The sequence below is a fragment of the Orbaceae bacterium lpD02 genome, assembly GCA_036251875.1.
In the GTDB taxonomy this organism is placed as follows: Bacteria; Pseudomonadota; Gammaproteobacteria; order Enterobacterales; family Orbaceae; genus Orbus; species Orbus sturtevantii.
Map to the genome: position 1 here is coordinate 568527 of CP133960.1, position 13607 is coordinate 582133.

Here is a 13607-nt window from a genome sequence, read left to right on the forward strand (position 1 = left end):
ATCATCAATATCAATACAAAAATCAGCTAACTCATATTAAATCAAATTGTAGTAAATTTAAACACACTTAGCCAATATTGACTTTTTGCTGCCTTTTCATTTCAACGACTTTACTTTGTATGTTTAGTACATCGTTTTATGCTATATACAAAACCATTAGTAAACTTTTCTGATTGAATTGTGTAATTTAATGCTATAATCTGCAACTTTTATGCTCAGGCACTATTGCTATAAGTAACACTATGAACTTTATTTATCCATTAATTGCTGTTTTAATTTGGTCTGTCAACTCAATTGTCAGCAAGCTTGCGGCTAGTTCAATTGATCCCGCGGCTATTTCATTTTATCGTTGGTTTATTGCTTTTCTGGTAATCAGCCCTTTTGCTATTTCATCGGTCATCCGCCAACGTAAAATAATCAAGCAGTATTTACTTAAATTTTTTGTACTGGGTGCCTTAGGCATGTGTATGTTTCAAGGCTTAGCTTACTATGCTGCCCAAACAATTTCAGCAGCCTTAATGGGTGTGGCGAATGGTGTCATTCCGCTATTAACATTAATTCTTAGTCTCTTTATTTTACGTACAACAATCACATTAGGATTGATTATCGGCGGGATGCTATCCTTTATTGGCTTAGTCTGGTTAGTTACCAATGGTCATCCGTTAGCATTGTTTTCTAATGGAATAAATAAAGGCGAATTATTAATATTATTGGCCTCATTAGCATACGCATTATATGGTGTACTACTAAAAAAATGGGCAATCCCTGTTACGGCTTGGGCTTCATTATATATACAAATATTCTTTGGCTTACTGTGTATCCTGCCATTATTCCTAAGCGTGGATAATGTGGCTTTAACTGGGCAGAATATTCCTCTAGTATTATTTGCAGGGATCCCAGCCTCAATCATTGCCCCGTTTACGTGGATGGCTGGAATTCGTTTGCTTGGCGCTTATAAAGCATCAATATTTTTAAACTTTGCACCTATTTTTACTTTAATTATTGCCGCAATATTTTTAGATGAATCCATTACGATACATTTTACTATCGGCACTGTGTTGGTTCTTATCGGGGTATTTATTGCCCAAACATTAAAAAAAACCATCACCAATAAACGTAAAAATACTGCACCAAAAACAGGCTCATAACATTATTTTCAACCAATATTGCCGATTAAAATCGGCAATATTATCGCTAATTTTTAGTGTAAACATCCGTTCTAATCATAACGATGAGCTAACTATTAGTGTTAACAGTTAGCATCACATCATGATAATATAGATTTTATATAGCTTATAACTTTTGATATAAAATGATATGCTCCCCCATCCGTAAAGCAATTGCTCTTGGTATTTTAGCTGCTTTTTTTTTCGCATTTACTTTTTTGATGAATAAGCTCATGGCGGCTTCTGGTGGTAACTGGATTTGGTCATCATCAATGCGATTTTACTGGATGCTGCCTTTCTTTTTAGCCATTGTTCTGGCCCGAAAAAATATATTGCCTTTATTTATCCATATCAGAAAAAACGTAGTTAGTTGGATTATATGGAGCACAGTAGGTTTTGGTTTTTTTTATGCGCCATTAACCTATTCAGCAAGCTTTAGTCCTTCTTGGTTAGTTGCTAGCACCTGGCAATTTACTATTATTGCGGGCGTAATATTGGCGCCTTTTATTTACAAACATCGATCTTACTTCTCTATTGCTAATTTTTCATTCTCTTTAATTATTCTACTCGGTATTATTATCATGCAGTTAAGCCAAATAGATAATATTGATATAGCAACACTAGTCGTTGGTAGCAGTTGGATCATATTAGCTGCCTTTTGTTATCCGTTAGGTAATCGAAAAACGATTCTAATGATTAAAGGTGAATTGGATGTATACCAGCGGATTTTAGGGATGATTATATGCAGCCTACCCTTTTGGCTTATCTTAAATCTCTATGCGGTATTAGTTGAGAAATCGCTTCCTTCAACAGAACAAATCCAGCAAACATTTATCGTTGGTCTGTTTTCGGGGGTGATTGCGACTTCATTGTTTTTTTATGCAACAGAAATCGTAAGTGGCAATCATAAAGCATTAGCCTGTGTAGAATCAACGCAGTCAGCCGAAGTAATTTTTACATTACTCGGCGAGATGGCTGTTTTACATATTATGCTACCAAGCTTTTATGCACTATTAGGAATGGGGGTTGTGATTATTGGCATGATCTTATACAGCTTATTTTCTAAATAATAATCAAAAACTATCTGTAGTTGGCTAAAATTATATGATTTGCCCATAATCAATAAACGATAAATTATGAGCAAATAAACACTCATTTATTCATCGGTAATCTTATCTAAGGCCAGCGGTAAAAATTCATCTAATTGTCGTTCAACCCTATGGTATGCGTCTAACGGTAACTGATACGGATCGGATAAATCTGTATGCTCACCTGTTGCAAATTCCGCTAGAGTAAACACCTTATCTACTGCTTGTGGGTATTTAGCGAGGATCTTATCTTTATGTGACTGGGTCATGGTAAGCAAATAGTGTGAACGCACAATATCTTCTTCTGTAAGTTGGGCTGCCCTGTGTGATGAAATATCAATTCCCCGCTCTTTTAGTACTGTCACGGTGCCTGCTTCAGGGGTGATCTCACCTCTATCAACGCTAACACCTCTTGATTGAACATTAATAGCGAGCAGGTTTTTAGCTATATAGTCTTTAGCTAACGCTTCTGCCATAGGGCTTCTTCCGGTATTACCTGTACAGACAAATGTGATTAATGGTACTGTTGCAAAAGCTGAAACATTAAATAGGATAAAAAGTGGTAGTACAATTTTTTTTAAAATTGACATCATATCTCCAAAATAGGATTAATCTAATAAGTAGACTTAATTAACTTTTAAAATAATAAGTTATCATTCAAATTAAATTAACTTTAAGTCTTTGAGTGATAATTTAATAAACGCATAAAATATAGGCGCAAAAACGAGGCCTATAATCCCAAATAATGTCTCGCAAAATAGCATGGCTATAAGTAATTCACAGATCCCTGCTTGAATTTTTGTCCCGACAATTTTCGCATTTAAGATATATTCAACTTTATGAATTAAGATCAGATAAATTATAACCGCAATTGAAACAGCAAATGATACCGTAAAGGCAACTAAAAACATTAAAACATTAACGATCAAATTCCCTACAATAGGAATTAAACCAAGCACAAATGTTGCTAATACTAAACTTTTGCTAAAGGGTAAATGAATACCAAAAATAGGTAATATCGCAAATAGGAAAATAGCGGTCATAGCCGCATTAAATAAAGCAATCGCACACTGCGAGATTGCCACATATTGAAAAACAACAACAAGCCGATCAATACATGCACGAAATGCGTTTACCAGTGGTTTTTTTTGCGCTTTTTTGACTAAACTTAATTGTCTTTGATGCTTAAAGCCAAAAATCAGACCAATGATCATGCCAACAATGAGTATCACTAAAATGTGAAATGCGTGAGCAATAATGGATTGTAGATAAAAAATATGCTCTTTTAAATAAAAGGTTATATTATCTCTAATTCCCTCAATATCATCAGGTAAATAGGATTTAATACTTTCAGGTAAAGCATTCGATACATTATCAATAACGGGCTTAATCGTTGCCATTGTTTCAGCCGGATTTTTTGCCATATCGACAAACCAAGTAAATAAATACCAAGAGCCACCAATAATTATCAGCATAATAATTGTGAGTAGTATCGTTACAGAAATTAACTTTGAGGTATGCCCTAATTGACGCATATTATTAGATAAAAAAGCATCTAACTTAAGGGTCAAGGTGTAGGTTAATAAACCGGCGATTAACCCCGGCATCAAGTGGACTTGCATCAGGATAATGAAAAAAATAGCAAATCCAACTACACAAAAAATGCCTAATTTTTGATTATTATTAAATAACATTATGTTGAGATCCTTTTATTATTTTTCATCCTAATTTCCTTATTACAATATCGTCGATTATTTTAATATTGACTGTTAAAAGTGGCAATAAGCTAACCTAGCTAAACCGCTTAATTTAGATCGTTTGCTACGTTATCTTAAAAGAAGAGGTTATTCAATAAATAATTATAACAAAAAAAATAGCTCACCTTAATTTGGTTAATATAAGGTGAGCTATATTTTAATGACACAAGCCGATTATTGATTATAGTAATAAAAAAATTAAACTCATTTTAGTGCACCTATAATATCTATTAGGTAAGCCTTCTGAATGTTCTTTTAGTTTTAGAAGAAGTATTTAAATCGGATCCTTCCGCCATAGCGATGATCATCACCACCACCTTGTTTTTCATCACGATCAAGCAGTGACCAGTATGCGCCTAAATAAATATTAAAATTATCCATTGCCATTACATTATCAATAAGGTAAGAGGCATGAACTGTATGTACCTTATATTTACCTACCGTATCGAGCCCATTAAGGTTAGTTAAACTAGGATTAAATGCCTTAATATCATTAGCGGCAAAAATATAACCTAACGCATATTGATGCCAAATCGCATTAATACCAGCAGTAAAGTCTTTTTCTTGCTCTGCATCTAAATAAGCGGTGCTTAGGTTAACCAGTAAACCTTGTGAAGCTTGGCTAAAATCGCCGACACTATTCCAACTCATGGTAACCCCATAACCGGTTCTTTTCGATTGATCTTGCCAATCGCCATTCGCATCATAATAACCATAAGCATTATTAACAACGTTACTTTCAACGGCTGCAGCGACAGAAACGTCTTGATCTTTGTACGAGATAACCGGCCGCAAATAAACCACATTTTTGTCATTTTTTAACTTATAACCATGATAAAGATCATCATAAAAAAGGGTTGTGCCATCTTTTATCATCGTATTAACTTCAAAATTAAAGCCACCTAAGTTTTTAATAAGCTGTAAACTGCCACCGCTACTGCTGCGCCCTCTGGCTTCTTTCATCATATAAATATAGCCAAAACCATCATGATACAAATCATTAGACGTATTACCCGAGTATTCAATAAAAGTATCTTGGCCCAATGGAAACATATCATATGCTTCAAACCGACCTATTTTTAGCTGCCAGTCTTGTTGCTTGCCAAAATAAAAATCCGCATCATCCAAATTCACTTTACCGCTTAGATCGGCAAGAGGCTGCACGGAAAACCCCGCATAACTTTGATTTTCTAATACCCTTTTGCCATCTAAGCCAATTAAAATTCGCCCGTTAACATCCCAGCGATTAATGTCATCGGCATCAAAATCCTTTTTCGCCGTTGTCTTAACTGAAGTAAGTTGTTTTTTCTTACTTGCTGCATCAACATTAAACTCAACATCGCCATAAAGTTTTAACTCACCTTGCGGCGTTTGCCACTCAATTGATGCGAAAGCGGGTATTGAATATAAACAACATAGACCAAAAATTAAACTTGATGATTTCATTTATGATTACCTACCTTTTATTATTTGAATGAAGATAATTTATTATTTATGTTTAATTAAATGAACCGATAAAATGTATTAGGTTTTTATTTTTCTATTCCATCATGGTAAAGATAGATCGCTTGGTATGGTGCTAACTCAAACGACGACGATAATTGACATGGTTCTGAATAATTATTCAGCAATATCTGCCATTTTTTATCGATCAAAGAGGCTGACAAAGAACAGGTTAATGGCTCTGCATGCAAATTAGCAATAACGAGCAATAACTTATCATTATATTGCCGTTGGTAGATCCAAATTTTATCAGAATTGGGATCTAAATCATGATAATCACCTAAACTAAATATAGAATATTGCTTGCGCAGCGCTATTAACTTTTGATAGCAATAAAATATGGAATTATTATCGGCTAAAGCCGCGCTAGCATTAACCAATGGATAATTATTGGCAACACTAATCCATGGAATTCCGCTGGTGAAACCGGCATTAGCAGTATTATCCCACTGCATTGGCGTACGGCCATTATCCCGAGATTTAGATGCTAATATGGCCATTATGTGTAGGATATCTAGGCCTTTTTGCCGCATCTCGTCAAACATATTTAAGCTTTCGATATCACGATATTGGTCAATGTCTGTAAAATTAGGATTGGTCATACCGATCTCTTCGCCTTGATAAATATAAGGTGTACCCTGCAATCCATATAAAACCATCGCGAGCATTTTAGCGGATTGATTATGAAATTTGACGGTATCACCAAAGCGGGAAACAATACGAGGCTGGTCATGATTACACCAGAATAAAGCATTCCACGCTTTATTATGCATCCCTTGTTGCCAGTGTGCCATAATTTGCTTTAACTGAATGAAATCCGGTTTGGCTAATGACCATTTTTCGCCATCAGGGTAATCGACTTTTAAATGATGAAAATTAAAGGTCATAGTGAGCTCTTTACCATCAAGAGTAGCGTATTGCTGGCAATGTTCTAATGAAGTAGATGACATCTCGCCAACGGTTACCAAATTATTCGGCATAAATACATCGCGACTCATCTCTTGTAAAAACTCATGGACCCTTGGCCCATCAGTGTAAAAACGTCGCCCATCTCCTTGATTATCATTGGCAAAATCTTGCTGCTTTGACACTAAATTAATCACATCTAACCTTAAAGCATCAACACCTTTGTCGGCCCAAAATTGACAAACTTGCTTCAGTTCCTTCCTTACAACTGGGTTTTCCCAATTAAGATCGGCTTGCTGTGCTGCAAATAAATGTAAATAGTATTGGTTAGATGCCTCATCCCATTGCCATGCTTTACCGCCAAATTTGGATCGCCAATTGTTCGGCTCCTCCCCTTCATGATTAGCATCTTTCCAAATATAAAATGCACGATATGGGCTGGTCTTATCTAAAGCCGATGTAAACCAAGGATGTGCTGTTGAGGTATGATTAAGCACCATATCCATCATTATTTTGATATCAAGTTGATGTGCTTTATTAACCAGCTCTTCAAAATCAGCCATTGAGCCATATTCAGGATTAATCGCACAATAATCAGAAACATCATAACCATTATCGATTTGTGGCGAAGGGTAAATCGGTGTTAACCAAATAGCACCAACACCGAGCTTTTTCAGGTAGTCTAAACGCTGTATTATACCGCGTAGATCGCCTGTTGCCCGTCCATTGGTTGCTTGAAAGCTTTTCGGGTAAATTTGATAAATTGTTGCGGTTTTCCACCAAGGAAGCATATCTTGTGACATATATATTCTCTCAAGTATAAATAGGTATTAATAAAATGGTTAAATTGCGCGGCAATTAATCAACCGATAATGTGCCTTTGTTTAGTTTGATTTTGTATACTGCCATGGTGAGTAAAATTGGCACAACAATAGCAACAACCATGGCAAAAGCATAAACCAACCAATATGCTGGTTGTATTGATAAAATACCCGGTAAGCCGCCAACACCAATCCCGTTGGACAATACCCCAAAAAGCCCACAAATCAGTCCAGATATAGCTGCCCCAATCATTGCACAAAGCATGGGGAATTTATAACGTAGATTAATACCATACATTGCCGGCTCAGTTACGCCTAAATAGCCTGCAATCGCCGCTGGAACAGAGATCTCTCGCTCATTGTATTTTTTACTGACCAAAATAATACCGACAACTGCCGAAGCTTGAGCGATATTTGATAAGGCAATGATTGGCCAAATTGGTGTGCCGCCCATGCTATTGGTCATTTGTAAATCGATAGCTAAAGTAGTATGGTGAATTCCTGTTATAACTAGCGGTGAGTAGAAAAAACCAAATAATGCAGCGCCAATTGGTGCAAATTCCCCTGTCATTAAAAATTTTACGCAATATGCGACGCCTTCACCTAATTGTCGCCCTAATGGACCTAATAAAATATGTGCTAGGAAAACAGAAACCAATAAGGCAATAATAGGCACAAGTACAATATGTAAATAAGTAGGGATAATTTTACGTAATCGCATTTCCAACCAACCAAGTAAAATACCAGCGAAAATAGATGGAATAACTTGTGCTTGATAGCCTACTTTTTCAATTGTAAACCACCCAAAATTCCACACTTCTGGTATTTTTATGCCAAGATCATAGGCATTCATTAATTGCGGTGAAACTAGCGTTATGCCAAGTACGATCCCTAAAACAGGCGAGCCCCCCATTTTTTTTACGGTTGACCAACAAATCGCCACCGGTAAAAAATGAAATATCGCCTCACACGGTAGCCACAACATATCATAGATTGGTTTTAACCAATGGAAGGAAGCAATCAGCGGTTGATTATTGATGGTTGGCATTTCACCAATAATATTACGTAAGCCTAATAATAGCCCCCCAGCAATTAAAGCGGGCAATAGTGGTACAAAAATTTCAGCTAGATTAGCAATTAGCCTTTCATACCAAACCATATTTTTTTTAGCGGCAACTTTGGTCTGCTCTTTGCTCTCTTCACTAATGCCTAGTTCTTGAATTAAAACTTTATAATAGTCACCAACATTGGTGCCAATAATGACTTGAAATTGCCCACTATTAGTGAAACAACCCTTAACAAAGGGTAATGTTTTGATTTTTTCAATATCGGCTTTATCTGGCTCATTTAAGGCAAAACGTAGGCGTGTTAAACAATGAGTCACGCTACCAACATTCTCCTTCCCACCAATAAAATTGATTAGTTGTACTATCATATCGTGATCGATTAATGATTTTTTGCTCATTTTAACGATCTCCTTTATTTATAATGATCGCTTGCTTGAATAAATCGAGTATAAAAGATTCTATTTAACCTTTAAATGGGAACGTTCCCATTTTGTGATAACAGTCACAAATCAATTAAAAACGGGTGATTTTTTTACTTAAATAGGCGCTATAGGTAGTGTTGATGGCACAATAGTGTATGTGGCGGGGGCAGGTTTTTTTAGTAAAGTAAGTAAGGTTTGTGCAGCTAAAATACCTGCCTCACTAAAACCTAAATGAACTGAAACCGTATTAGGAAATAAAAAATGCAACAATTTGCTTTGACCAATGCTTCCTACTGCTATGTGTGTAATGTTATTCACCTGCAAATACTTATTTACGCCTAAGGCAATAGTATCCGTCGCACAGACTATTGCTACTCGAGTTGATTGATATTGTTTGACTAGCTCGGCCGCAAATTGATAACCGCTATGATAATTCATCTCACCTAGCTTAGCTGAAGGTACTAATTGATGTTGATGACAGAAATCGAGATAAGCCAGATAGCGTAACTGCCCTGTTGTCACATCTTGCTCATTAATACCAATATAACCAATTTGAGTATATTGCTGCTGATGATGAAAATAGTTCATCAACTGCATGATTGCCCCACGGTCATCATAATAAATAGAGTGAAAATCTTTAAATGGACGAGCCATCACTACTGCTCTGTTTTGCCATTCAATCAATAAATCCGGCTCTAACCCGGTAAAAGCAAAAATAATTAAGCCATCTATTTGCCGCTGCGCAAACATTTTTAAATGCTCGATAACCTTTTTGCGATCAAACTGGCTTTCGACAATAATCGGATCAAAACCATGCTGGTAGAGTAAGGGTAATATTGCGCTAATTGCTTGGTTTTCTGAAGCGGAATCTAACCTTGAGACAATAATTCCAATAGCTTTATTACTATAACCACGCATTGCCCTCGCTGATTTCGACGGAACAAATTGGTGTTGTGAAATAATTTGCTCAACAAGCTCTCTCGTCTCTTGTTTTACGTTTGCATCGCCATTAATAACACGAGAAACCGTTGACTTACCTACGCCACTTAATTTTGCGATGTCTTTGATGGTTAAACGAGGCGAATTTTTATCCATAATTATTAACGTTTGCTTGAGCGATGGTTAAACATGTTTAAGTTAGTGATAATAGTAATATAGTTTCAGCTAATTGACGATATTTATATGAGGTGTCTAGTTTACTTTAGTTACAATGTAACGTTTAAGATTGCTATTTAACTCTTCTTTATTCGCTTTCCTGGATTTTTTTATATTCATCACCCCATTTATACATTGCATCATGGACAGATGACAAACTTCGCCCTATTTTAGTCAATGAATATTCAACTTTTGGGGGAACTTGTGCATATATTTTTCGATTAATTAAACCACTCTCTTCCATTAACCTTAAGTGTTGCGTTAATACTTTTTGAGATATGCTAGTAAGAGATTTTTTTAACTCACCAAAGCGTTTCGTTCCTTCAAGTAAGTCACGAATAATTAAGGTTTTCCATTTATCGCCCATCAGCATCAACGTTACTTCGACGGGGCAGCTCGGAAGTGTTTTTAGTAATTTTCGGTTCATATACATGGTTTCTTTTGGGTGACTATATTACTTTTCGGTGCTTACTTTACAATTAATACTGATGATTATACCATCTATTTTAAATCGTGACATTAACCATAAATGGGAGAAACACATGAAAATTGCAGTGATAGGTGCAAATGGTAAGTCAGGCCATTTAATTGCAGAAGAGGCGATCACGCGTGGACACGACGTTACCGCTATTGTACGAGATGCAAAAAAATTACGACCAAGCCTACCCGTTATTGAAAAAGACTTATTTACGTTAACTTATGATGACATCAAACAATTTGACGTGATTATCGATTGTTTTGCAGCGTGGAGTGAAGAAGATCTACCTAAACATGTTACCTCGTTACATCACCTTGTTTCGTTACTAAAAGACAAACCTAATCGCTTATTAATCGTTGGCGGAGCTGGAAGCTTATATACTGATAAAACGCACACCGTACGATTAATTGATACGCCAGATTTCCCTGATTCATATAAACCACTCGCATCAAATATGGCAAAAGGATTGGATTTTTTACGCACAATAACCAATGTTAATTGGACTTATTTTAGCCCTGCCGCTGAATTTATCGCCGATGGAAAACGCACGGGGAGCTATTGTCTTGGTAATGAAGAGTTTTTTACCAACAGTAAAGGTGAGAGCAAAATTAGTTATGCCGATTATGCGATTGCCATGATTGACGAAGCCGAGGATGCAAAACATATCAAAGCGCGATTTACTGCTATCGAGCAATAATAGCTTATTATCAAACCACACCGTAAAAATCGGTGTGGTCACTCTGGTTGGCAAACCAAACCATCTCAAATTCAATAATAGCAAACTAATTAGATAGTTAGCTATTAGTATCATCGAGCTTGCTTTATCATATTTTTTAACGTACTACGCGGTGTTTATATTTTTAATTTTTCTTTTATATAATGATTTGCAAGTTATTCTATATTATACTGGTAACTTAACTTGTGTATTGTGCAAATGTAGATAGACAGGAGTTGAAGATGAAATCGAAGATTGAAAAGTATGATGGTCCTGCTGGCGGATGGGGAGCACTAAAAGCGGTAGCTGAAGCATTTACAGGCCAAAAAAATATTCACCATGATGTCATTGCTATGTTCCGTATGAACAAAGGTGTTGGCTTTGACTGCCCGGGTTGTGCATGGCCTGACGAAAAGCATGCAACGATGGTCGAGATTTGTGAAAATGGCGCCAAAGCGCTTGCGTGGGAAACCACCGCTAAACGAACAACTCCTGAATTTTTTGCACGCCATACCGTATCGGAATTATTGACTTGGTCAGATTATGATTTAGAAAACGAAGGTCGCTTAACGCATCCAATGAAATATGATTCAGCAACGGATACTTATCAACCGGTTGAATGGCAAACCGCTTTTAACGAAATTGGTGCACGTTTACAAAGCTATAATAACCCTAATAGTGTTGAATTTTATACCTCAGGACGCACATCTAACGAAGCCGCGTTTTTATATCAGCTTTTTGCGCGGGAATACGGCACCAATAACTTCCCTGATTGTTCCAATATGTGTCATGAACCAACGAGTGTTGGGCTTGCCGCATCAATTGGGATTGGTAAAGGTACCGTTTTATTAGATGATTTTGAGCATGCTGATTTAGTGATTTGTATCGGCCATAATCCTGGGACAAACCATCCGAGGATGCTTGGCACGTTACGCAAAGTATCTAAACGTGGCGCAACAATTGTGGCTATCAACCCATTAAAAGAGAGGGGTTTAGAACGCTTTGCCTTCCCTCAGTCACCCGTTGAGATGTTAACGCTAAGCTCTACCCCGCTTGCTTCTCATTATTATAATGTGCGTGTTGGTGGTGATACCGCCCTGCTTAAAGGCGTAATGAAAATTGTGTTAGAAAAACACGATAAAGCAATTGCAGCGGGACAGGATGCCATATTAGATCTGGATTTTATTGCGGAGCATACCGCTAACTACGATGCACTACGTCAAGATATCTTAGCATCGAAGTGGGATGAAATATTAACTGTATCAGGCCTAAGCCGAGCCCAAATTGAAGAGCTTGCCGAGCTTTATATCAAAGCCGAACGAACAATTATTTGTTATGGTATGGGGATTACGCAGCATCAGCATGGTACGCAAAACATTCAGCAGCTGATCAATCTCCTATTATTAAAAGGCAATATGGGGAAACCCGGCGCGGGGATCTGCCCTTTACGTGGACACTCAAATGTACAAGGTGACCGTACGGTTGGGATCACCGAAAAACCAAGCCAGAGCATGTTAGACAATATTGAAAAACGCTTTGGTTTTACACCTCCTAAAGAGCATGGGCACGCGGCTGTTGCCTCGCTACAATCGATGTTTAATGGTGAATCTAAAGCCTTAATTGCCATGGGCGGCAATCTAGCCGTTGCCATGCCCGATCACGATAAAACGTTTGCCGCCATGCATAAGCTCGACTTAGCAGTGCATGCCGCAACCAAGTTAAACCGTTCACATCTGCTGTTAGCCAAAAATAATTATATTTTCCCTGTGCTAGGACGCTCGGAAATTGACAAGCAACAATCGGGCTTACAATGTATTACCGTTGAAGATTCGATGTCGATGGTTCATGCTTCTCAAGGAAGACTAAAACCGATTAGCCCGCATTTAAAATCAGAATGTGCTATTGTGGCCGGCTTAGCAAAAGCAACGCTACCAAATAGTAAGGTAGAGTGGGATGATTTTATTGCTGATTACGCCAAAATACGTGATGCAATTGAAGTGGTCTTCCCTGATTTTAAAAATTTCAATCAACAAATCAAAAATCCTGGCGGTTTCCATTTAGTTAATTCCGCCTCGGAACGCCGCTGGAACACTTCATCAGGTAAGGCAAATTTTATTGTCGTTGATACGGTATTTGAAGACGCTAATCAGATGTCAAGTCATGTATTAACATTGACAACGATTCGTAGCCATGACCAATATAACACCACTATTTATGGGATGAATGACCGTTATAGAGGGATCACCGGTCGACGAGACGTGGTATTTATTAGTGAAAATGAAGCAAAAAAACAGCATGTTCAAGCTGGTGATGTGGTGAACTTGATCGCCTTAGATAAAGGTGGCTTACCCTCTCAGCGCCGACTAGATGGATTAACAGTGGTTATTTATGAGATTGCCGATAGAAGCCTAGCAACTTACTTTCCGGAGTCAAATAATCTTGTGCCGTTAGAGCGTTTTGATAGTCAAGCCGGTATTCCTGCCTATAAAAGTATCCCAATTAAATTAGAGAAAGTCGCATAGCGATCAA

The 13607-nt window shown here is 37.2% G+C and carries 11 protein-coding genes; 4 read left to right on the forward strand and 7 right to left on the reverse strand.

Going from position 1 to position 13607, the window contains the following annotated elements; all coding sequences use genetic code 11:
• Nucleotides 1-242 precede the first annotated feature (242 nt).
• On the forward strand, nt 243-1148 hold the full coding sequence (locus tag RHO12_02385; protein ID WVD66628.1) for a DMT family transporter: 906 nt from the start codon (nt 243-245) through the stop codon (nt 1146-1148).
• A 251-nt stretch (nt 1149-1399) separates the two neighbouring features.
• The gene (locus RHO12_02390; protein ID WVD66629.1) at nt 1400-2236 is read left to right on the forward strand and encodes a multidrug resistance efflux transporter family protein; all 837 of its coding nucleotides are present in this window, start codon (nt 1400-1402) and stop codon (nt 2234-2236) included.
• A gap of 86 nt (nt 2237-2322) precedes the next feature.
• On the opposite strand, the gene RHO12_02395 is transcribed toward RHO12_02390, so the two are convergent.
• The 7 genes from RHO12_02395 to RHO12_02425 all read right to left on the reverse strand — a co-directional run bounded on the left by RHO12_02395 (nt 2323) and on the right by RHO12_02425 (nt 10312).
• Nucleotides 2323-2847 carry a low molecular weight protein arginine phosphatase gene (locus RHO12_02395; GenBank protein ID WVD66630.1) on the reverse strand — a complete coding sequence of 175 codons (525 nt, stop codon included), beginning with the start codon at nt 2845-2847 and terminating at the stop codon, nt 2323-2325.
• Between the two features lie 69 nt (nt 2848-2916).
• A complete protein-coding gene (locus RHO12_02400) occupies nt 2917-3948 on the reverse strand; it encodes an AI-2E family transporter (protein WVD66631.1) in 1032 nt (343 codons plus the stop codon).
• A 324-nt stretch (nt 3949-4272) separates the two neighbouring features.
• On the reverse strand, nt 4273-5457 hold the full coding sequence (locus tag RHO12_02405) for a carbohydrate porin (GenBank protein ID WVD66632.1): 1185 nt from the start codon (nt 5455-5457) through the stop codon (nt 4273-4275).
• Between the two features lie 86 nt (nt 5458-5543).
• Nucleotides 5544-7223 carry an alpha,alpha-phosphotrehalase gene (treC, locus tag RHO12_02410; protein ID WVD66633.1) on the reverse strand — a complete coding sequence of 560 codons (1680 nt, stop codon included), beginning with the start codon at nt 7221-7223 and terminating at the stop codon, nt 5544-5546.
• 55 nt (nt 7224-7278) lie between these two features.
• Nucleotides 7279-8706, reverse strand: coding sequence for a PTS trehalose transporter subunit IIBC (gene treB / locus RHO12_02415; GenBank protein ID WVD66634.1), 1428 nt, complete (start codon nt 8704-8706; stop codon nt 7279-7281).
• A gap of 138 nt (nt 8707-8844) precedes the next feature.
• The gene (gene treR, locus RHO12_02420) at nt 8845-9825 is read right to left on the reverse strand and encodes a trehalose operon repressor TreR (protein ID WVD66635.1); all 981 of its coding nucleotides are present in this window, start codon (nt 9823-9825) and stop codon (nt 8845-8847) included.
• Between the two features lie 148 nt (nt 9826-9973).
• A complete protein-coding gene (locus tag RHO12_02425; protein ID WVD66636.1) occupies nt 9974-10312 on the reverse strand; it encodes a helix-turn-helix domain-containing protein in 339 nt (112 codons plus the stop codon).
• A gap of 115 nt (nt 10313-10427) precedes the next feature.
• Between RHO12_02425 and RHO12_02430 the strand changes: the two genes are divergently transcribed.
• Together RHO12_02430 and RHO12_02435 are read left to right on the forward strand one after the other, a co-directional pair.
• Nucleotides 10428-11060, forward strand: a complete 633-nt coding sequence (locus RHO12_02430) for an NAD(P)-dependent oxidoreductase (protein WVD66637.1) — start codon at nt 10428-10430, stop codon at nt 11058-11060.
• 260 nt (nt 11061-11320) lie between these two features.
• Nucleotides 11321-13600, forward strand: coding sequence for an FdhF/YdeP family oxidoreductase (locus RHO12_02435; GenBank protein WVD66638.1), 2280 nt, complete (start codon nt 11321-11323; stop codon nt 13598-13600).
• Nucleotides 13601-13607: the final 7 nt, after the last annotated feature.